The 19,458-nt window shown below is 74.5% G+C and carries 22 protein-coding genes; 5 read left to right on the top strand and 17 right to left on the bottom strand.

The window, feature by feature from the left end:
* From PSED_RS00910 to PSED_RS00885, 6 genes are all read right to left on the bottom strand, one after another.
* Window positions 1-921, bottom strand: coding sequence for a decaprenyl-phosphate phosphoribosyltransferase (locus PSED_RS00910; RefSeq protein ID WP_013672392.1), 921 nt, complete (start codon window positions 919-921; stop codon window positions 1-3).
* Window positions 922-946: 25 nt separating this feature from the next.
* Window positions 947-1,438: a phosphatase PAP2 family protein gene (locus PSED_RS00905; RefSeq protein ID WP_049803579.1), complete on the bottom strand. Its 492-nt coding sequence runs from the start codon at window positions 1,436-1,438 to the stop codon at window positions 947-949.
* Between the two features lie 242 nt (window positions 1,439-1,680).
* The gene (locus tag PSED_RS00900; RefSeq protein WP_013672390.1) at window positions 1,681-2,529 is read right to left on the bottom strand and encodes an HAD family hydrolase; all 849 of its coding nucleotides are present in this window, start codon (window positions 2,527-2,529) and stop codon (window positions 1,681-1,683) included.
* A gap of 38 nt (window positions 2,530-2,567) precedes the next feature.
* Window positions 2,568-3,020 (bottom strand): DUF350 domain-containing protein, encoded by a 453-nt coding sequence (locus tag PSED_RS00895; protein ID WP_013672389.1) that lies wholly within the window; start codon window positions 3,018-3,020, stop codon window positions 2,568-2,570.
* A gap of 23 nt (window positions 3,021-3,043) precedes the next feature.
* Window positions 3,044-4,210 carry a glutathionylspermidine synthase family protein gene (locus tag PSED_RS00890; protein ID WP_013672388.1) on the bottom strand — a complete coding sequence of 389 codons (1,167 nt, stop codon included), beginning with the start codon at window positions 4,208-4,210 and terminating at the stop codon, window positions 3,044-3,046.
* A complete protein-coding gene (locus tag PSED_RS00885) occupies window positions 4,211-4,897 on the bottom strand; it encodes a hypothetical protein (protein WP_013672387.1) in 687 nt (228 codons plus the stop codon).
* Between the two features lie 270 nt (window positions 4,898-5,167).
* Between PSED_RS00885 and PSED_RS00880 the strand changes: the two genes are divergently transcribed.
* Both PSED_RS00880 and PSED_RS00875 read left to right on the top strand, forming a co-directional pair.
* On the top strand, window positions 5,168-6,247 hold the full coding sequence (locus PSED_RS00880) for a septum formation family protein (protein ID WP_158511279.1): 1,080 nt from the start codon (window positions 5,168-5,170) through the stop codon (window positions 6,245-6,247).
* Window positions 6,248-6,260: 13 nt separating this feature from the next.
* Complete coding sequence (locus tag PSED_RS00875; protein ID WP_013672385.1) at window positions 6,261-6,611, top strand: metallopeptidase family protein; 351 nt, start codon at window positions 6,261-6,263, stop codon at window positions 6,609-6,611.
* A 24-nt stretch (window positions 6,612-6,635) separates the two neighbouring features.
* Here PSED_RS00875 and PSED_RS00870 read toward each other — a convergent pair whose 3' ends face one another.
* The 3 genes from PSED_RS00870 to PSED_RS00860 form a co-directional block, all read right to left on the bottom strand.
* Window positions 6,636-7,430, bottom strand: a complete 795-nt coding sequence (locus tag PSED_RS00870) for a histidine phosphatase family protein (RefSeq protein WP_013672384.1) — start codon at window positions 7,428-7,430, stop codon at window positions 6,636-6,638.
* Window positions 7,427-8,374, bottom strand: a complete 948-nt coding sequence (pheA, locus tag PSED_RS00865; protein WP_013672383.1) for a prephenate dehydratase — start codon at window positions 8,372-8,374, stop codon at window positions 7,427-7,429. Before pheA ends, PSED_RS00870 begins: the two co-directional genes overlap by 4 nt.
* 221 nt (window positions 8,375-8,595) lie before the next feature.
* Window positions 8,596-9,480: a hypothetical protein gene (locus tag PSED_RS00860; RefSeq protein ID WP_013672382.1), complete on the bottom strand. Its 885-nt coding sequence runs from the start codon at window positions 9,478-9,480 to the stop codon at window positions 8,596-8,598.
* Between the two features lie 121 nt (window positions 9,481-9,601).
* Here PSED_RS00860 and PSED_RS00855 point away from each other — a divergent pair, with 121 nt between their 5' ends.
* Window positions 9,602-10,429: a DUF2470 domain-containing protein gene (locus PSED_RS00855; protein ID WP_013672381.1), complete on the top strand. Its 828-nt coding sequence runs from the start codon at window positions 9,602-9,604 to the stop codon at window positions 10,427-10,429.
* A 21-nt stretch (window positions 10,430-10,450) separates the two neighbouring features.
* Here PSED_RS00855 and PSED_RS00850 read toward each other — a convergent pair whose 3' ends face one another.
* Both PSED_RS00850 and PSED_RS00845 read right to left on the bottom strand, forming a co-directional pair.
* Window positions 10,451-10,807, bottom strand: a complete 357-nt coding sequence (locus tag PSED_RS00850) for a DUF3817 domain-containing protein (RefSeq protein WP_233899258.1) — start codon at window positions 10,805-10,807, stop codon at window positions 10,451-10,453.
* A gap of 45 nt (window positions 10,808-10,852) precedes the next feature.
* The gene (locus PSED_RS00845) at window positions 10,853-11,296 is read right to left on the bottom strand and encodes a hypothetical protein (protein ID WP_013672379.1); all 444 of its coding nucleotides are present in this window, start codon (window positions 11,294-11,296) and stop codon (window positions 10,853-10,855) included.
* 58 nt (window positions 11,297-11,354) lie between these two features.
* On the opposite strand from PSED_RS00845, the gene PSED_RS00840 reads away from it, so the two are divergent.
* Window positions 11,355-12,173: a CPBP family intramembrane glutamic endopeptidase gene (locus tag PSED_RS00840; RefSeq protein ID WP_013672378.1), complete on the top strand. Its 819-nt coding sequence runs from the start codon at window positions 11,355-11,357 to the stop codon at window positions 12,171-12,173.
* Window positions 12,174-12,306: 133 nt separating this feature from the next.
* On the opposite strand, the gene PSED_RS00835 is transcribed toward PSED_RS00840, so the two are convergent.
* The 3 genes from PSED_RS00835 to PSED_RS00825 all read right to left on the bottom strand — a co-directional run bounded on the left by PSED_RS00835 (window position 12,307) and on the right by PSED_RS00825 (window position 15,116).
* Complete coding sequence (locus PSED_RS00835; protein ID WP_041759149.1) at window positions 12,307-13,221, bottom strand: SDR family NAD(P)-dependent oxidoreductase; 915 nt, start codon at window positions 13,219-13,221, stop codon at window positions 12,307-12,309.
* A gap of 100 nt (window positions 13,222-13,321) precedes the next feature.
* Window positions 13,322-14,269 carry a DUF5926 family protein gene (locus PSED_RS00830; protein WP_013672376.1) on the bottom strand — a complete coding sequence of 316 codons (948 nt, stop codon included), beginning with the start codon at window positions 14,267-14,269 and terminating at the stop codon, window positions 13,322-13,324.
* Window positions 14,270-14,306: 37 nt separating this feature from the next.
* Window positions 14,307-15,116 carry a DUF4328 domain-containing protein gene (locus PSED_RS00825; protein WP_049803270.1) on the bottom strand — a complete coding sequence of 270 codons (810 nt, stop codon included), beginning with the start codon at window positions 15,114-15,116 and terminating at the stop codon, window positions 14,307-14,309.
* On the opposite strand from PSED_RS00825, the gene PSED_RS00820 reads away from it, so the two are divergent.
* A complete protein-coding gene (locus PSED_RS00820; RefSeq protein ID WP_143770309.1) occupies window positions 15,091-15,606 on the top strand; it encodes a hypothetical protein in 516 nt (171 codons plus the stop codon). The two genes, PSED_RS00825 and PSED_RS00820, sit on opposite strands and share 26 nt — an antisense overlap.
* On the opposite strand, the gene PSED_RS00815 is transcribed toward PSED_RS00820, so the two are convergent.
* The 3 genes from PSED_RS00815 to PSED_RS00805 are packed head-to-tail and all read right to left on the bottom strand — an operon-like array spanning window position 15,599 to window position 19,458.
* Complete coding sequence (locus tag PSED_RS00815) at window positions 15,599-15,928, bottom strand: rhodanese-like domain-containing protein (RefSeq protein ID WP_013672374.1); 330 nt, start codon at window positions 15,926-15,928, stop codon at window positions 15,599-15,601. The two genes, PSED_RS00820 and PSED_RS00815, sit on opposite strands and share 8 nt — an antisense overlap.
* Window positions 15,929-15,979: 51 nt before the next feature.
* Complete coding sequence (locus PSED_RS00810) at window positions 15,980-17,722, bottom strand: sodium/solute symporter (RefSeq protein ID WP_013672373.1); 1,743 nt, start codon at window positions 17,720-17,722, stop codon at window positions 15,980-15,982.
* Entirely contained in the window at window positions 17,719-19,458 is a 1,740-nt protein-coding gene (locus PSED_RS00805) for a sodium/solute symporter (protein ID WP_013672372.1), read from the bottom strand. The genes PSED_RS00810 and PSED_RS00805 overlap by 4 nt, the downstream gene beginning before the upstream one ends.

Raw genomic sequence — 19,458 nt, 5'->3', positions numbered from 1 at the left:
TCAGGTGTAGACGGCGAGGGTCAGCGTGGCCACCCAGAGCACGGCCAGGACCTGCAGCACGTGGTCCTTGAGCGCGATCTCGTCGGGCGCGCCGCCGTTGCCGCTGTCGACGTCGACCGCGTACCGCAGCACCGCCACCACGAACGGCACGATCGAGACGACCGACCACACCGAGTTGTGGTGCGCCTCGCGGATCTCGAACGCCCACAGGCCGTAGGTCATGATCAGGACGGTGGCCGACAGCGCCCACACGAACCGCAGGTAGGACGCCGAGTAGCTCTCCAGCGACTTGCGGATCTTCGCTCCGGTGCGCTCGGCGAGCATCATCTCGGCGTAGCGCTTGCCCGCGACCATGAACAGCGACCCGAAGCCCGCGGCGAGCAGGAACCACTGCGAGAGCGGGATGCTCGCCGCGGCGCCGCCCGCGATCGCGCGCAGCAGGAATCCCGAGGCGACGATGCAGATGTCGAGCACCGGCTGGTGCTTGAGCCAGAAGCAGTAGCCGAGCTGCACGCCGATGTAGACGGCCAGCACGATCGTCAGCTGCGTCGAGGCGAGGACGCTGAGCGCGAGCGCGCCCAGGAGCAGCAGGATCGCGAGCGCGTACGCCAGCCGGACGGGGACGATCCCGGCGGCGATGGGACGGGTGCGCTTCTTGGGGTGGGCCCGGTCGGCCTCGACGTCGTTGGCGTCGTTGACCAGGTAGACCGCCGACGCGGCCAGCGAGAACGTCACGAACGCGACGGCGAGGTGGTAGGCCGAGCGGCCGTCGAAGAGGTCGCCGGCCGCGAAGGGCGCCGCCAGCACCAGGACGTTCTTGACCCACTGCTTCGGCCGCATCGTCCGCAGCAGGCCGAGGCCGACGTTCGCGGGGCTCCGGACCGCCGGTGCGGCGGTGGGCGGCGTGTCGGTGCTGGTCATCGCCTGCCCACCCGCTCGGTGCCGGTCATCGCGCCCCCGCCCGTCGCCGCAGCCACGCCCGCACCCCGCTCGCGACGCCCGCGCCCAGCGCGGAGCCGACGAGCACGTCGGACGGGAAGTGCACGCCCAGGACCAGCCGCGACAGCGCCATCGGCGGGACCAGGACGGGCACGAGCGGCCGGGCCAGCAGGCCGCCGTAGAGCACCGCGGCAGCGGTGGTCGACGTCGCGTGCGCCGACGGGAAGCTCAGCCGGCTGGGCGTGCCGACGAGCACGCGGACCGAGGGGTCGTCCGGGCGGCGGCGGCGGACGACGCGCTTCACCGCGATCGACGCCCCGTGCGCGGCGGCGACGCCCGCGGCGGCCCCGAGCCAGTCGCGACGGCGGTCGCGGTCGACCGCCGCGCCGACGAGACCGAGCGCCAGCCAGCCGGCGGCGTGCTCGCCGAACAGCGACATGCCGCGGGCGACGCCCACCACCGCCGGCGTCGCGATCGCGGACTGCACCGCGTTGAGGATGCGGACCTCGGCGGACCGCGTCGACGGGTCGGGGACGACGGCGAGGGCGCGCGGCGACGGCGCGGGCTGCGACGAGACGGGCTGGGACGGGACGGGCTGCGACGGGACGGGCTGGGCGGGCTCGGTGACGCCCGGACGGACGACGGGCTCGGCCACGGTTCGGGGCCTCCTGTGCGCCACGGCTGGGTCGGCGGCGCTGCTCGGCGGGTGTGTTCCGGCGGCCGATGCTACGCGCGACGCCTTTACCCGGCCTTGTCGGGGAGGTCCGTGTCGCCCGACGGCGCCCAGCGTTCGAGCACCTGGGCGACGCCGTCGTCGGTGTTCGCGGCGGTGACCTCGTCGGCGACGGCCAGCAGGTCCGGGTGCGCGTTGGCCATCGCGACGCCGTGCCCGGCCCACCGCAGCATCTCGATGTCGTTGGGCATGTCCCCGAACGCGACGATGCCCGCGGCCTCGATCCCCGCCGACCCCGCGACCTCCGCCAGCCCGGTGGCCTTCGTGATCCCCGGCGACGACGCCTCGACCAGCCCACCTGAGTGCGAGAACGTCAGGTCGACGGCGTCCCCCACGACGGGCGTCAGCGCGGCGACCATCTGTTCGCTCGTCATGCCGTGCGCCCTGACCAGCAGCTTCACGGCCGGCCGGGAGAGCAGCTCGGCGCGTGGGATGCGGTCGCTGTCGTCGCCCTTCCAGGCGTGCCGGTAGTCGGCCTCGGCGAGGAAGGCCCCGGCCTGGTCGCCGTGCCCGCCCACGCCGACGCGCTCGACCGCGATTCCGGCGCCGGGCAACGTCTCCGCGACGGCCTCGGCGAGGAAGCCGAGCGTCGCCGGGTCGATCTCGTGGGCGTCGAGCACCCGGTCGGCGACCACGTCGTACAGCACGGCGCCGTTGGCACACACCGCGAGGCGCACCGCCGTCAGCTGCGCGGCGACGGGCGGGATCCACCGCGGCGGCCGCCCCGTGACCAGCACGAACTCGCCGCCACCCGCGACGTAGTCGCGGACCGCGACCGCGGTGCGCGGGGTGACCCGCAGCTCGGGGTCGAGCAGGGTCCCGTCGACGTCGGTCGCGACGAGCCGGGGTGCCTGCACCCCGACAGCGTACGTGGGGTCCGGGCCGCCGGGACGGGCTACAGGATCGCGACCGCGACGACCAGACCCAGCCCGATGTGCGCGGCGGCGACGACCCACGCCTGCGGCCGGACGTCGGGCGCCGCGAGGACCGCGCCGATGTCGATGCCCGTCACCCACTCCAGCAGCCGGACCGCGAGCACCTGCGCGATGATCCCGACGAGGCCGAAGATCAACGAGGCCAGCAGGCCCTCGGCGAGCGCACCGGAGACGCTCCAGATCGCCGTGACGACGATCAGCGCCATGCTCACCATGCCCGCCGCGGTGACGATCACCGCGTTCGGCAGGCCGTCGCGGACCATCCGGTTGAGCTTGCCGGGCGTCGTGAGGTCGATCGCCCAGAAACCGAGCAGCATCAGCAGCAGACCGATGAGCGCGTACAGCAGGATCGCGCCGATGCCGCGGCCGACGGTCGAGAAGAACCCCGGCTCGAGGGCCAACAGGGCGGTCATTGTGTTCCTTCCGGGGAGCGGGATCAGGACTCGGGGATGCGGTGCGGGACGAACGCCGCGCCGTCGTCGGTCACCAGCCCGACGGTCTCGCGAATCCCGAGCCCGGCCGAGGTGTCACCGACCACCCACGCGCCCAGTGCGGGACGGAACCCGTCGAACTGCGGCAACGGGTCGAAAAGCTGGTAGACGTATCCTTCCTCGCCGTACACGCCACCGGTGGACACCTCGCTGCCGGGTGACACGATCGAGACGTTCGCCCCTTCCCGGCCCAGCAGCGGCTTCTTGACGTACTCGGTGAGCAGGCCGGGGTTCTGCAGGTAGGCGGGCAGCAGGTTCGGGTGCCCGGGGTACATCTCCCACAGGATCGCGAGCAGCGCCTTGTTGGACAGCAACGACTTCCACAGCGGCTCGATCCACAGCGTGTCCGGCAGGCTGCGGGCGACGTGCTTGCCGAACTCGTCGGTGAGGGCCCACTCCCAGGGATAGAGCTTGAAGACGGCGTTCATCGGCGCCTCGGCGAGGTCGACGAACCTGTCGAGCGTCACGTCCCAGCCGATGTCCTCGATCGCCAGCCCGACGGTGTCGATGCCGGCCTCGGCCGCGGTCTCCTGCAGGTACCCGACGGTGACGTGGTCCTCGCCCGTGGTGTCCGAGCCCGACCAGGTGAAGTGCACCTCCGAGGTGGGCAGGCTCGACCGGATCTCACCCCAGCGCTCGACGAGCTTCTCGTGCAGGGAGTTCCACTGGTCGTCGTCGGGGTGGGTGTCCTTGAGCCAGTACCACTGCAGGATCGACGCCTCGAGCAGCGTCGTCGGGGTGTCGGCGTTGTACTCCAGCAGCTTCGCGGGGCCGGACCCGTCGTAGCGCAGGTCGAACCGGCCGTAGACGTGCGGGTCGTGCCGCTTCCACGAGTCGGCGACGGCCTGCCACGACCACTCGGGCAGCGCGAAGTCGCGGAACCGCTCCGTGGTGACGACGTGGTCGACCGCGTCGAGGCACATCGAGTGGAGCAGCTCGACGTCGGCCTCGAGCGAGAGGATCTCGTCCATCTCGAAGACGTAGTGCACCGACTCGTCCCAGTACGGGCGGGCGGTGCCGCCCTCGCCACGGCCCGGGGTGCCGTAGACCATGCCCTGGCTCTCGACGGTCTGCTGCCAGCCCGGGCGCGGCGTCGATCGTTCCCTGCGCATCTACGACCCGCTGCTCCCGCCGGACGAACCGCCGCTCGAGCCCTTGCCGCTGCCGCTGGAGACGCCCAACCCGCCGCGCGAGATGGTCTTGCCGGAGGTGCCGCTCTTCACCGTCGTCGAGTCCTTGGGGACGACGGTCGTCCCGCCCGACGCGACCTGGCCGACGTTGCCGGTGCCGCCGTAGTTGTAGTGGTACTGGCCGCCGCCGGCCCCGATGAAGATCGGGAAGAAGCCGCCGCCGTGGTAGCCGGTGTTGTTCGACGCGGGGGTGACGCAGTTGCTGTCGTCGACGACGACGTTGTTCGCGTCGACGCAGCGCGCCTCGACCTCGTCGTTGCTGTTCGAGATCGCGTAGCCGATGGCGATCACCGCGACGACCCCGACCGTGACCCCGGTGCCGATGAGGATCCGCTTGCGCTTCTTGTTCTTCGCCTGCTCGGCGGCGTACTTGGCCGACGCTTCCTCGCGACGGCGGCGTTCGGCCTGCTGACGGGCGCGCGCCTCGGCGAGCGTGGGTTCACGGGGCGTGGTGGACTCGTCCTGGAAGCTCATCCGGCCGCGGCGCGTCGGCCCGTCCGGACCCGGGCCCGGCCCTGGACCCAGGCGTCCCTCCGACTCCGGCGGCTGCTGCGCCGGCTGCTCGCCACTCGCGTCCGGCCGCTCGTCGCCGGGCGTTCCCTCCGTCATCGCTCACCCCCGCGCGCACCGTACAGCCCTCCCGATCACAGCGGAAAGGCGCACGTCCGCCGCATCCGGACGACCGATGACCGCCCGATCCGGGCACCCCTGCCGTCACCCGATCCAGGTAACGGCATGATGACGGCCGACATGGCCAACCTCGCCGCGCCGGACCGGCGGCCCCCCGCCGCCCCCCGCCGTCGCTCCCCCGGTGACTCCCGGCCCCCGGCCTCCCGCCCGCGGGATGCCGGTCGGGCGCCGAAGCGTGCCGTCCACCCGGTGCGCCGCATCGTGATCGGCGTGCTCATCGGTGCGGTGACGATGCTCGCGGTCTCGGTGCTCGACCGCTTCGCCGACACGTCGGTGCCGGTGCTGAGCACGCTCGCGACGCTGCCCGACCCGGCCGCCGCCGAGGCCCGCAGGCTGGCCGACCTGCCGCCGCCCCCCGCCGCCGCGGGCACGTGCCTGAACTGGTCGCGGCCCGACGCGGCCGACACCGTCGCGGTGCCGTGCGACCAGACGCATCGCTTCGAGCAGGCCGGCTCGGTGCAGCTCACCGACCAGGGCACGCTCCCCAGCGACCAGACGTGGCGTCAGCTGGTGAGCGAACGCTGCACCCCGATCGTCCAGCAGTACCTCGACAACAGGTTCGACCCCAACGGCAGGTTCCGCGTCGGCGGGCTCAAGCCGTCGCAGGCGAAGTGGGCCGAGGGCGACCGCGAGATGCGCTGCGGCCTGCAGAGCAATACGAAGTCCGGCAGCTTCATGCCGATCAAGGGCAAGGTCGCCGACCAGGACCAGTCCCGGGTCGAGGACGCCGGGACCTGCCTGGCCGTCGACGGCAAGACCGTCGGCGACCCCGTGCCGTGCACCGGTCCGCACGCGGTCGAGACGGTGTCCGTCGTCGACCTGTCCCAGCAGTTCACGGACGGGAAGTTCCCTTCCGTCGACGACCAGGACAAGTACCTGCAGACCAAGTGCACCGAGGACGCGGCGGCCTACGCCGGCAGTCCCGACGCCGTGGCCCAGAAGAAGCTGACCGTCTACTGGGACAACATCTCCCAGGAGTCGTGGGACGTCGGCTCGCGCAAGGTCAACTGCAACCTGGCCGCGCTGCTGGCCGACCGCAGCGGCTTCGCCCCGGTCACCGGGTCGGTGAAGGGCTCGGTCAGCGTCGGTGAGACGCCGGCCCCGCCCACCACGTCCGGCGCTCCCGGCGAGCCGACGTCGGCCCCGCCGAGCGGCTCCTCCGGCGACGGCCAGGACACACCCCCGCCGACCTCCGGCGAACCGCCCGTCCCGATCCCGACGCAGGTGCTGCCCGCGGCCGGCGGGAGCGGTGGCGGGGGCCAGACCTGACGGGCGGCCGGCCGTGCCCGTCCCGATGAGCCGCCGGCGTTTCGAGGAGCTCGTCGGCGACGCCCTCGACCAGGTCCCGCCGGGTCTCGCGGCGGCCATGGACAACGTCGTCGTCCTGGTCGCCGACCGGCACGAGGAGGACCCGGCGCTGCTCGGGCTCTACGAGGGCGTCGCGCTGACCGAGCGGACCACCGAGTACGCGGGCGTCCTGCCCGACCGGATCACGCTGTTCCAGGACGCGATCCTCGACATCTGCGACGACGAGGACGACGTCGTCCACGAGGTGACGGTCACCGTGGTGCACGAGATCGCGCACCACTTCGGCATCGACGAGGAGACCCTGCACCGCCTGGGCTGGGGCTGACCCCGGCACCCGCGGGCGCCGGGCTCAGCCGGTCGCGCCCGCGGTCACGTCGCCCGCGAGCGCGGGTCCGCTGTCCCACAGCTGCAGCGTCCAGCCGCTCGCCGAGCCGGGGTCGCGCGCGAGCACGACCCGCCCGGTGTTCGGCACGTACGCCGTCTCGACGGTGTCGCCCAGCAGCGCCGCGGCGGTGATGCGGATCGTCGCCCCGTGGCTCACGAGCACGACTGCGGAGCCCGGTGGCAGCTCCTCCGCGGCGCGCACGATCTCGTCGACGACGGGCAACGCCCGCTCCCGGACGTCGGCCGCGGACTCGCCGCCCGGCATCGGACGTGCCAGGTCGCCGCCCCACCAACCGTCGTAGATGTCCTCGAAGATGCGCCGCGAGTGTGCGTCCGAGGCACCCTCGAGGTGGCCGACGGAGATCTCGTGCACGCCCTCCAGCACCGTCACCGAGAGCCCGTGGGCGTCGGCGATCGGCGCGGCCGTCTCCTGCGCACGGGTGGCGCGGGAGGCGAAGACGGCGCGGACCGGCCAGTCGGCGAGCAGGTCGGCCACCGTGCGGGCCTGCTCGTGCCCGAGCGCGTTGAGCGGGCTGCCCGGCAGGGCGGTGTCGAGCACCTTGCCGGCGTTGGCGTCGGTCTGGCCGTGCCGCACGAGCACGAGGCGCAGCCCGTCCACGGGTACCTCCGGGGGCTCCAGGTCGGCCTCGTCGGCGACGAGGTGGTCGGGGTCGCTGGGATCGGGGTCGCTGGGATCGGGGGCGCTGGGATCGGGGGCGCTGCGGCTGTGGTCGAGGAGCCGCCGGCCGTCGGACGTCACGGTCGACCTCCTGCGCGCAGCGCCGCGAGCCACTGCTGCGCCGCGGCGAACTCCGCATGCCCGGCCGTGCTCAGCGGGACGGCAGGCGCCCCGGCGCCCGACCCCGCCCCGTTGAGCGGCGTCGCCCGCGGGTAGGAGCCGAGATAGCGCACCTCGTCGCACCGGCGGTGCAGCGCCGCGAGCGCCTCGCCCATCGCGGGCTCGGCGATGTGACCCGTGCAGTCGAGGTGGAACCAGTACTCGGAGTGCCGGTGCTTGATCGGGCGGGACTCGATGCGTGTGAGGTCGATGCCACGGACGGCGAGCTCGGTGAGCAGGCCCAACAGCGAGCCCGGCCGGTTCTCGGTGGTGGCGGCCAGGGTGGTGCGGTCGTTGCCCGTCGGCGGGGGCGGCGCCGACGGCGGCGCCACCAGCACGAACCGGGTGACGGCGTTCTCGTTGTCGGCGATGTCGTCGGCCAGCACCTCGAGACCGTGCTGGGCGGCGGCGACGGGCGCGGAGACGGCAGCGTCCATCTCACCGCGGGCGACCTGCGCCGCGGCCTCGGACGTCGACGTCGAGATCAGGACCTCGGCGGACGGCAGGTGCTCGGCGATCCAGCCGCGCGTCTGGGCGATTCCGTGCGAGTGCGAGGCGACGGTCCGGATGGCGTCGACGGTCGTCCCCGGCCTGACCAGCAGCACGAACCGGACCGCCAGTACGGCCTCGCGCACGATGACCAGCGGCGGGTCGCCGACGAGGCCGTCGAGCACCGGCGGGACGGCACCCTCGACGGAGTTCTCGATCGGGACGCACGCCATGTCGGCCCGGCCGTCGCGGACGGCGGCCAGCACCGCCGGGTTGCCCGGGCAGGGCAGCAGCTCGGCACCGTCGGCCTCGGGGAGCGAGCGCAGCGCCTGCTCGGTGAAGGTCCCGAACGGACCCAGGAACGCGAGTCGGGGCACGACCCGACCTTATCCGCGGGCCCGGCGCCCGCCCGGCGGGGCGGTCCCTCGCGTCCGCCGGGCACCGGCCGGACCGTTCGGCGGGCGCCGCTCCGCCGTTCGACGCAACTTGCGAACCGGACGACCCGGACGCTCGTAGGACAGCACGAGGCGGCGTCGTCGCGACGGAGGAAGGGGGTCCGTCGGGCGGGGCCGCCTCACCGTCGGGGCCGCGGAATGCGTCAGGCCGCGAGCGCGCCCAGCGCGGTCACCTCGTCCTGGCCGGCACCGCAGCGCGAGAGCACCTTGCGGACGGCCGCCATCCGGGCACCGTCGAGCTCGCGGGTCGCGGCGACGAGCGCCGCCGCGTCGGTCGACTCGAGCGCCGCCACCACGGCGTCGCCCTCGGCACCGTCGGCGGTGCGGGCCGCGGCGACGAGCACGTTGAGGATGCCGTGCTGGACCACGCCCGCCTCGTCGGCCGAGCGCACGAGCCGGCCGAGCCCGACCAGCGCGGCGGCCCGTCCGGTCTCCGCGGCGATCGCGAGGAAGCGGCGCAGCTCGTCGACGCTCGGGACGTCGGACGGCCGGGGTCCGCCGCAGCGCAGCTTGGGCTCGCAGCCGTGCTCGGCGACGCGGCGCACCGCGTCGAGCCAGGCGGCCACGTCCTCGGGGTCGCCCGTGATGGGCCGGCGCGGCTCGACGACGGCGACCACGTCGTCCGGGACGAACTCGGCGACGCGCTCGAGCCACACCGGGTCGAGGTCGAGCGGCGCGGACGTCTCGACCGACCGCGGGGTCAGCAGGGTCGCGCGGGAGAACACCGTCGACAGCGCCTTGGGCACGGCGCCCAGGCCGCTGTCGACGACGAGGGCCAGGTCGACCGGCTCCGCGGGGGCGGACCGGGCGAGCTCGGTGACCAGCGGCGACAGTCGCGACACCGGGCAGGCGAGCCGGCCCAGCAGGTCGCCGTGGTCACCGTCGCGGGCGTCGAGGTAGCCCTCCACCACGGCGTCGACCCCGGCTCCGCCGTTCGCGAGCAACAGGCTCGTGTCGTCGACGAACGCTGCGAACAGCGGGGGAACCGACCCGGGTGCGGAGGAGCTACCCGATGGCACGGTCGTCACGGACGAACACGCTAACCCCCGCGTGTCGATCTCCTCGCATCGGGTGAGGCGCGCCCTCCGGGCCTGGACATGAGGGTATGCGATAGATAACTTAGCCTCACCTAACACAAGGGAGAGTCACGTGGGTACGACACGGTTGCGGCGCCCCCCGACGCCCACCGACGCCGAGCGGGCACGCAGCATCACCACGCGCGGCGGCCGCGCCGCGATCGTCGGAACCGGTGGGCCCGAGCCGATCGTCCCGGCGTTCCACCACGTGCTCGCCGACGGATCGGCCGTGCTGCTCCTCGACGACCACTGCGCGCTCGTCGAACAGGCCCGGCTCGACCCGCGCGGCGAGGTCGCGGTGATGCTGGAGCTCGCCGACCACGCGGCGGTCGACCTCCGGGAACCGGTGCGCGCCCTGCTGTGGATCACCGGCTGGCTGCGCGTCCCCGACGACGCCGAGGCCCGCCGCGCCGCGGTGCACGCCGCGCAGGCCCGCCCCGACCACCGGCTGCTCGACCTCGGCCACGGGGCAACGCTCGTCCGGCTCGAGCCCGGCTCCGTCGTGCTCGCCGACGCGGAGGGCACGGCGTCGCTGTCGCCGGTCGACCTCGCGGCGGCCCGGCCCGACCCGTTCTGCATCCTCGAGGACCGCTGGCTGGGCCACCTGGAAAGCACCCACCCCGAGGTGTTCGTCGCGCTGGCCCGGCACCTGCCGGCGCCGCTGCGCGCCACCTCGGGCGCCAGGGTGCGCCCGCTCGGCGTCGACCGCTGCGGCATCCGGCTGCGGGTCGAGACGCCGGGCGGTGACCACGACGTCCGGATCGCGTGGCCCGCGGAGGCGACGACCGTGCACGAGCTGCGCAGCCGGCTCACCGCGCTCGTCGGGTGCGGGTACGGCGGCCGGCACGCGCGCCACGACGAGCTCGACCCGGTACAGACCCACGGGGACGAGCAGGGCTGACGGCTCCCGCCCGCGGGACGGTCAGCCGGCGGCGGCCTCCCGCTCGCGGACCTCCCTGGTCACCTTGCGCTCGGCGACGAAGGACGCGACGGGGATCGTCCCGGCCAGCAGGATCAGCAGTGCCGTGACGGGGCGCCAGCGAACCCGCTCGGCCAGCACGAGCGTGCACACGATGTAGATCATGTACAGGTACCCGTGGATGATGCCGATGACCGTGGTCGGGCCCGGGACGTCCCAGATGTACTTGAGCGGCAACGCGACGAACGTCAGCGCGAGCAGACCGACACCCGTGACCCATGCGGCGATCCGGTAGATCACCAGCCGCGGACCCACCGGCTTCATCGGCGTCTGCTTGCTGGTCTCGGCGGGCACGCTCACCCCGCCGAGTGTACGGACGGCGCCCGGGCCGACGCCCAGGGCCGCTCAGCGACCGTCGTCACGCTCGGCGAGCTCCGCGAGCATCCGGTTGTACGCCGCGAGCTGCGGGTTCTCCTCGTCGTCGGGCTCGGGGACCGCGGTCCGCCGCACACCGAAGGGCGACGGTCCCTCGTCCTTCACGACCGGCACCGCGGGCGCGGGGGTGCGCTCCTGCTGCACCGGACCCGACTCGGTCGGCACCGGGGCGTGCTCGTCGACGTCGGTCCCGGCGAGCCGGCGCGCCTCCAGCCGCAGGAACCGCCACCACATGACGCCGAAGAAGACCGCGAAGACCGGCCACTGGACGCCGTAGCCGATGTTGAGCGCCGATCCCATCGCCTCTCCCGCGCGGTGCCACTGCCACGCCGAGAGGAAGCCGCACGCGACCATCGCGCCCAGGGTCAGGACGTGCCAGGCCATCCAGCGAGGGGTCAGCGCGAGACGGAGCACGAGGGTCAGGATACGTGTCGGCGCTCCCGCGCGAGGGCGCCCGGTAGCGTCGACGTCCGTGCCCGACGGCCTCCGCAGCTGGCTCGCTCCACCCCCGCCCACCGGCCGCGCGGCCGAGGTGATCGACGACCCGGCCCGACGCCGGCTGGTCGTCACCGAGATCCTCGTCGTGCTCGCGGTGACGCTCGGGCTCTCGGCGCTGCGGTCGGCCCTGTCGCTGATCGACTCGCTGCTCGCGACGACGCCGCTGTCCGAGCAGCAGGTCGCGCTCAACGCCCCCGCCGCGGCCGCGACGCTCGTCGACCTGGCGCTGCAGCTCACGCGCCTCCTGCAGCTGGTCGGCTGGGGCGCGGTCGGGGCGTACCTGCTGCTGCGGGCGGGCTTCGCCATGCGCGACATCGGTCTCGACGCCCGCCGCCCGGGCCGCGACGCCGCCGCCACCGTCGGGCTCGCCGCCGTCATCGGCATCCCCGGGCTCGGCCTCTACCTCGTCGCGCACGCCGTCGGGGTGAGCCTGACGATCGCGCCCACGACCCTCACCGACACGTGGTGGCGCATCCCGGTACTGCTCGCGTCGGCCGCGGCGAACGCGTGGGCCGAGGAGATCGTCATGATCGGCTACCTGCTGACGCGGCTGCGGCAGCTGGGCTGGTCGGCGAACAGGTCGCTGCTGGCGGCGGCGGTGCTGCGCGGCAGCTACCACCTCTACCAGGGGTTCGGCGGGTTCGTCGGGAACCTGGTCATGGGGCTGGTCTTCGGCCGCTACTGGCAGCGCACCGGACGGCTGTGGCCCCTCGTCGCGGCGCACACCCTGATCGACGTCGTCGCCTTCGTCGGCTACGCGGCGCTCAAGGGGCACGTCTCCTGGCTGCCCTGACCGCTGTGCCGCCCGCTCGCCCGACCGGCGCCCGACCGGGCGGTGACGCTGCCGCGACCGCTCGGGGCGGCTGCGGCCCTGCCCCGGGGTCGTGCGCGGCAATGGTCGCGGCAGCGACCATTGCCGCGCACGGTCAGATGTCCAGGATCTGGTAGCGCATGCGCGCCATCATGTTCTCGGCACCCGCCTGGATGCCCGAGGCGCTGAAGAGCTCGTCGATCCGGCCCGGCAGGTCCTCGGGGTCCCAGCGCTTCCCGTCGTTCTTGATCTCGGCGACCGAGGTGAACGGCTGGAAGATCTCGACGCTGTCCCCCTGCACGCCGAACACCTTGCCGCTGATGTGGCTCGACGCGTCCGAGCACAGGAACGCCACCAGCGGGGCCACGTTCTCGGGGGCGAAGAAGTCGAACTCGCCGCGGGCCAGCGCCGCGTCGCGCTGGTCGCGGAACTCCTGCGGCATGAGGTCGAGCGTCATCCGGGTCAGCGCGGTGGGGGCGATGGCGTTGGACGTGATGCCGCCGCGGGCACCCTCCTGCGCGACGATCGTGGAGAACGCGGCGATGCCGGCCTTCGCGGCGCCGTAGTTGCTCTGCCCGAAGTTGCCGAGGAGACCCGAGGTCGAGGCGGTGTGCACGAGGTGCCCGCCGCGCTTGGCCTCGCGCCAGTACCGGACCGCGGCACGCGTCGGCAGGAAGTGGCCGCGCAGGTGGACGCGGATGACGGCGTCCCAGTCGTCGTCGGAGAGCTTGGCGACGGTCCGGTCGCGCAGGATCCCCGCGTTGTTCACGACCGCGTCCAGCTGCCCGAACTCCTCGACGGCGGTGCGCACCAACGAGTCGGCGACCTCGGCGTCGGCGACGTCCCCGCCCACCGCGACGGCACGCCCGCCCGCCGCGACGATCTCCTTGGCGACCTCCTCGCCCGCCTCCGGGTCGAACTCGGCCACGACGACGGCAGCGCCCTGCGCGGCGCACTCCAGCGCCTCACCCCGGCCGATCCCCCGGCCCGCGCCGGTGACGATGACGACCTTGGCATCGAGAAGTCCCATGCTCGGGATACTAAGCGTCACCGTCGGCGCCGCCCGGGTGCGGCTCCTCACACGCCTCCGCCCCGGGCAGCGGGGCCCCCGACGCCCGCGGAGTCGCTGCTCAGCGCAGGGTGACCTGCTTGCCGGCGAGGGCGTCGCGGGCACGGCGTTCCGCGTCGGTCGGCGGCGTGTCGTCGAGGCCGGCGAGCGTCTCGTCGAGCCGCGCGGCGAAGGCGGCGACGGGGGCCGTCCACTCCTTGGGGTGCATGTCGCGGTCGAGGTCCCACACCGGGACGAGCAGCCCGTGGGCCCGGAACGAGCCCAGGTAGCGTGCGTCGGCGGACAGGGCGAGCTCGTCGCGGGCCTGCAGCCGGGCGAACGCGGCCAGCAGCCTGTCCTCCGGCTCGGGCCGCACCCAGCGGATGTGCGCCTTCGACCCGGTGTCGACCCAGTAGGCGGCGCGCACGCCGTCGGCCGTGACGGGCTCGGTCGGCATGATGACGGCGTTGGCGCGCTCGAGCATCGCGGCGAGCTCGGGGGCGAGGTCGCCGTCGCCGTCCGGCATCCACCAGCCGAAGTCCTGGTGCATGGTGACCTCGAGCGGAGCGGCCGGGTCGAGCAGGTCCTGCAGCCGCACGGCGTCGCCGCCCAGACCCGGCCCGACGACGGCCAGCGACTCACCCGGCTCGGCCTGCAGCGCCCACCGGACGGCCTTCGCGACGTCGGCCGAGAGGTCCCCCGAGCGCGTCTGGACCTGCATGCCGATCATGACCGCACCGTCGGACCTGACCAGCGCGGCCGAGGCACCCGGCAGCACGGACGTGACGGTGACGGTCCGGTCGCCCGCGTCGGCGAGCGGGAGCGGCGCCGTGGCCGAGGGCAGGAACTCGCGCATGGCCACCAGGTCCGGCTCGGCGGCGAGGCCCTCGAACGGACGGATGACGATCACGTCGTCGCCCGCGCCGTGGCAGACCTTGTAGCGCTTGCCCGATCCGCACGGGCAGGGGCGGCGGGGGTTCTCGCCGGGGGCGCTCGCGGCGGCGGCCCGGTTGCGTGTCTTCTTGGCCATCAGGGCTCAGACCGTAGCGGGTGCGGGCCCGCGCAGGTCAGGCGCCCGCCCGGACCGCCACGAGGGTCTCGCGCGCGGGGGTGCGGACGGGCGCGAGCAACGTCGTCAGGGTCGCGACGAGACGCGCCGTCAGCACCGCGACCGCCGCGGCGACGAGGTCGACGAGGGCGTGCAGGACGACCCCGTCGGCGCGCGCCTGCACCCCCGAGCGGAACGACAGCCCGAACACCGTCAGCGACAGCACGACGCCCAGCGCCCACACCGCCCACCAGACCAGCAGCGCGCGCGAGGGCCGGGGGCGTTCGTCGGCGGGACGGTCGAGGGCGCCGTGCTCGATCTCGGCGAGCACCGAGCCGGGCACCGAGAGGTTCAGCCCGGGCACGACCCAGCCGGCGACGACGTCGCGCGCGCGCCGGGCGGGGATCGATCCGGACCGGGCCGCGGCCGCCCGGGACGCGACGACCGACCAGCTGACGACGAACAGCCCGGCGAGCAGCCCGAGGATCGTCGCGAACCAGCCGGTACCGACGACGAGGACGTCCGACGCCGACACCGCGCCCGCCGACAGCGCGGCCGTTCGGCTCTGCAACAGCAGCACGTAGCGCCAGATCTCCGCGCCCGCGGCCAGCACGGCGACGACGGCGGTCATCCGCAGCGCCGGCACCAGGGTCTGGGCGAGCGTGCGGGCCCGCTGCCACTCCGGGACGGGCTCGGCCTCCGCGTCGCGCCGGAACGGCAGGGCTGCGAACCCCCACCGCGGGATCCCGCGGTACGCCGGCGGGCCGCTGTAGGGCCCGCGCGGCTCGGCGACGGACGCCGACGTGGCCGACGGCGGCGGCGTGGCCACCCAGCGCAACGACGCCCGCTCGCGGGCGCAGTGCGGACACGGACCCCAGCCCGGGGCGACGGGCCGTCCGCAGCCGGGGCAGGCGACGGGCCCGGCGGGCAACGACCGCTGCGGCACGGGCGGCGACCCGAACGGCGACACGGGCGGCGACACGGGCGGCGCGGCGGGACGGGGCGCCCAGCCGGCGGGCGGCGGGTACGGCGGCGCCGACGCGGGCGGGACGGGCCACGCCCGTGACCATCCCGGCGGCACCGCGCCCGGCCCGCCCGGCGGTGGCGCGTGCGGCCCGCTCCACGTGGGCGGCGGCGCGAAGGGCGGCGCCGGGACGGGCTGCGGACCCGGCCGCGGGCCGGTCGACCCGCCGGGACCCGCCGGCCCCGCCTGCTGCGCAGGTTCGGTGGGGGTGCCCGGCACCGGCCGCGGGTCGTCGCCGGGACCCTCCTGGGTCCCGGATTCCCGCGCCGGACCGTCGGGCACCGGGATCAGATGACCTCGGGCGTGCGGCCCCCGTCGGCGACGACGGAGCGGCCCTGCGCGGCCCAGTCCTGCATGCCGCCGTCGACGTTGACGGCCGGGTAGCCCTGCGCGACGAGGTACTGGGTGACCCGGGCGGAGCGGCCGCCGGACCGGCAGATCACGTAGAGCGGCTCGTGGCCGGGGATCTCGCCGATGCGCGCGGTGAGCTGGGACATCGGCAGGTGGCCCGCGGTCGGCGCGTGCCCGGCGTCCCACTCGTCGGCCTCGCGGACGTCGAGCAGCGGAGCGTCGGCGGGCACGTCGGCGACCCGGACGGAGGGAATGGGACCGGTCATGCCTCGATACTGACACGCCCCACGTCAGCCGACCGTGAGTGACCCCGTGGCTCAGTCGACGGTGCGGGCCGGTCGCTGCTCCGGGGTGTCCTTGCTCAGCCCGAGCCGTTCGGGCGCGTGCAGCCGCAGGAGCACCTGGTCGGTGTCGGCGGGCCGTTCGCGGGCGGTCGCCCGGCTCACGACGATCATCGTCAGGAACGCGAGCGGCACGCTGACGACGGCCGGCCGGTGCAGCAGCACCCCGAGCAGGCCGCCGTCCCCGGCTCCCGCGAGGCTCGCGGTCACCGCACCGACGGCCACCGTCCCCCCGACGATGATCCCCCAGCTCGCGCCGCGGGCGGTGAGGCCGCGCCACCACACGCCCAGCACGAGCAGCGGGCAGAACGTCGAGGCCGCGACGGCGAACACCAGCGCGACCGACTCGGAGAAGTCCAGCCGCGTGACGACCAGCGCGAGCAGGATCGGCACCGAGCCCGCGAGCAGCGTCGCGATCCGGATGTCGCGCGCCCGGCCACGCAGCACGTCGGTGGACAGGACGCCCGCGACGCTGGTGAGCAGGCCCGACGACGTCGAGAGGAACGCCGACCACGCACCGGCGGCGACGATGCCGCCCAGGATCGTGCCCGCCCACCCGTGCCCGAGCACGCCGGTGGGCAGCAGCAGGACCGCGGCGTCGGTCTCGCCGGAGACCAGCAGCTGCGGGGTGTAGAGCCGCGACAGCGCCCCGAGCAGCGTCACGAGCAGGTAGAACGCGCCCAGCATGCCGAGCGCGACGACCGCGCTGCGACGGGCCGCGCGGCCGTCGGGGTTGGTGTAGAAGCGGCCGAGGACGTGCGGCAGGCCCATCGTCCCGAGGAACGTGGCGAGGATCAGCGAGTACACGGCGAGCAGCCCGTGGCCGCCGCCGCTCGCGAAGGGCGTCAGCCACCCGGCGTCCTGGACCGGCGACCCCGCGACGACCGGGACGGGCGCGCCGGCGTCGAACTCGAGCGTCGTGCCGCGCTGGACGGTGTGCGCGCCCGCCTGCCAGGTCAGCGGCCCGTCGACCGGCACGCCGTCGACGGTCCCGACGGCGCTCACCTGGACAGGTGCCGCGGTCTGCAGCACGACGTCGGTGGCCACGTCGACCGTGGTCGGCGCACTGAACTGGGGCGGCGCGGGCCGGTCGAACGTGCGGTCGGCGCCGAGGAAGAACATCAGCGCGATCACCGCGGGCAGCGCGAGCGCGGTCAGCTTCAGCCAGTACTGGAACGCCTGCACGAGCGTGATCGAGCGCAGCCCGCCGAAAGCGACGGTCACCGCGATCACGACACCCGCCGCGACGACCCCGACCCACTGCGGCAGCCCGGTCACGGTCGCGATCGTCAACCCGGCGCCCTGCAGCTGCGGCAGCACGTACAACCAGCCCAGGACCAGCACGAAAACCGTGCAGACCCGGCGCAGGTACGCCGAACCCAGCCGCGCCTCCGCGAAGTCCGACGGCGTGTAGGCCCCCGACCGGCGCAGCGGCGCGGCGATGAACAGCAGCAGGGCGAGGTAGCCCGCGGTGAACCCGACGGGATACCAGAGCGCGTCGACGCCCTCCTTGAGCACGAGCCCCGCGATGCCGAGGAACGACGCCGCCGACAGGTACTCGCCCGAGATCGCGCCGGCGTGCGCGGCGGTGCCGCTGGTCCGCGACGCGACGAGGAAGTCCGACGTGGCGCGCCGTCGCACCCCGTACGCGCCCACGAGTGCCGACACGACCGCCACCAGCACGATCGCGCCCATCGCCGCCAGGGCCGCGGTGTTCACCGGCCCTCCACCGGGCCCCCGTCGCGGTGGGGGCCGAACCCGAGCCGCTCCGGGGCGTGCAGCCGCAGCAGGGTGCGGTCGGCGTCGGCGGGCCGCGACAGCCGGGAGCGCCTGCTGACCACGATCATCGTGAGGAACGCGATCGGGACGGTCACCGCCGCCGGCCGCTGGAGCAGCAGGCCGGGGAGGCCGGGCGGGGTGATGCGCAGCAGGGTCAGCGCCGTGGCGGCGGTCGCCGTCACACCGCCGGCCAGGACCCCCGCGATCGCGCCCACGGGGGTGAGGCCACGCCACCAGATGCCGAGCAGCAGCAGCGGGCAGAACGTCGACGCGGCGATCGCGAACACGAGCGGCACGGTGAGCGCGAGATCGAGGCGCGGGACGGTCAGCGCGAGCGCGACGGGGACCAACGCCGCGGCGAGCGCGGCGAAGCGGAAGTCGCGGAGGCGGCCGCGCAGCACGTCGGTGAACAGTACGCCGGCGAGGCTCACGAGCAGCCCCGACGACGTCGCCAGGAACGCCGCCGCCGCGCCGGCCGCGACCAGGCCACCGACGAGCCAGCCCAACCAGCCGTCGCCGAGCGCGGCCGGGGGCAGCAACAGCACGGCCGCATCCGTGTCGCCGGAGACGAGCAGCTGCGGCGTGTAGAACCGCGACATCGCGCCGAGCAGCGCCACGAGCATGTAGAACGCGCCGATCATGGCGAGCACGACGACCGTCGTGCGGCGGGCCGCCCGGCCGTCGGGGTTGGTGTAGAAGCGGACGAGGACGTGCGGCATGCCCATCGTCCCGAGGGCGCAGGCCAGCAGCACCGAGTAGATCTCCAGCAGCCGCCCGGGCCCCGCCCCCGACAGCGGGGCGAGCCAGTCGCGGTCGGCGCGAGGACTGCCCTCGGGCGTCGGGACGGGGGCGCCGGCGTCGAAGGTCAACCGGGCGCCGCCGAGCACCGTGTGCGCGCCCGGCTCCCACCGGACCGGGCCGTCGACCCGCGTGCCGTCGACGTCGCCGGACGCCGTGAGGGTCACCGGCTCGGTCACGTCGAGGACGACGTCGGCGTGCACGTCGACCGTCGTGGCGGCGGTGAAGCGCGGCGGGGTCGACCGGTCGAAGCCGCGCCCGTCGGAGGCGAAGATCGCGACGATGATCAGGGCCGGCACGGCCAGCGCCGTCAGCTTGAGCCAGTACTGGAACGCCTGGACGAAGGTGATGGAGCGCATCCCGCCGCCGACGACCGACAGCACGACGACGACCGCCGCCCCGACGATCCCGCTCCACGGCGGCAGCCCGGTGAGGATCGTCAGCGACAGCCCGGCGCCCTGCAGCTGCGGCAGCAGGTACAGCGCGCCGATGAGCAGCACGAACGCCGAGCAGACCCGGCGCACCGCCGCCGACCCCAGCCGCGCCTCGGCGAAGTCGGGCACCGTGTACGCGCCCGAGCGGCGCATCGGGGCCGCGACGAAGATCAGCAGCGCCAGGTAGCCCGCGGCGAAGCCGATCGGGTACCAGAGCGCGTCCACGCCCTCGCGCAGGATGAGCCCCGCGATCCCGAGGAACGACGCCGCCGACAGGTACTCCCCGGAGATCGCGCCGGCGTTGACGATCGGCCCGACGGTCCGCGACGCGACGAGGAAGTCCGACGTCGAGCGGGCCACCCGCACACCGAGGCTCCCGATGACGGCAGAGGCCACCGCGACGAGCGCGATGGCCGCCAGCGCGACGACCGACGACGTGCTCAC

Source organism: Pseudonocardia benzenivorans CB1190 (genome assembly GCF_000196675.2).
Lineage (GTDB): Bacteria > Actinomycetota > Actinomycetes > Mycobacteriales > Pseudonocardiaceae > Pseudonocardia > Pseudonocardia benzenivorans.
Note: the sequence above shows the minus strand (reverse complement) of the source record. Positions and strands in the feature narration are given on the sequence as shown.

Coding starts and splice junctions, on each gene's coding strand:
- PSED_RS00885 (WP_013672387.1), bottom strand. CDS start 4,897: ATGACGGAGGGAACGCCCGGCGACGAGCGGCCGGACGCGAGTGGCGAG.
- PSED_RS00890 (WP_013672388.1), bottom strand. CDS start 4,210: ATGCGCAGGGAACGATCGACGCCGCGCCCGGGCTGGCAGCAGACCGTC.
- PSED_RS00815 (WP_013672374.1), bottom strand. CDS start 15,928: ATGACCGGTCCCATTCCCTCCGTCCGGGTCGCCGACGTGCCCGCCGAC.
- PSED_RS00895 (WP_013672389.1), bottom strand. CDS start 3,020: ATGACCGCCCTGTTGGCCCTCGAGCCGGGGTTCTTCTCGACCGTCGGC.
- PSED_RS00835 (WP_041759149.1), bottom strand. CDS start 13,221: ATGGGACTTCTCGATGCCAAGGTCGTCATCGTCACCGGCGCGGGCCGG.
- PSED_RS00910 (WP_013672392.1), bottom strand. CDS start 921: ATGACCAGCACCGACACGCCGCCCACCGCCGCACCGGCGGTCCGGAGC.
- PSED_RS00830 (WP_013672376.1), bottom strand. CDS start 14,269: ATGGCCAAGAAGACACGCAACCGGGCCGCCGCCGCGAGCGCCCCCGGC.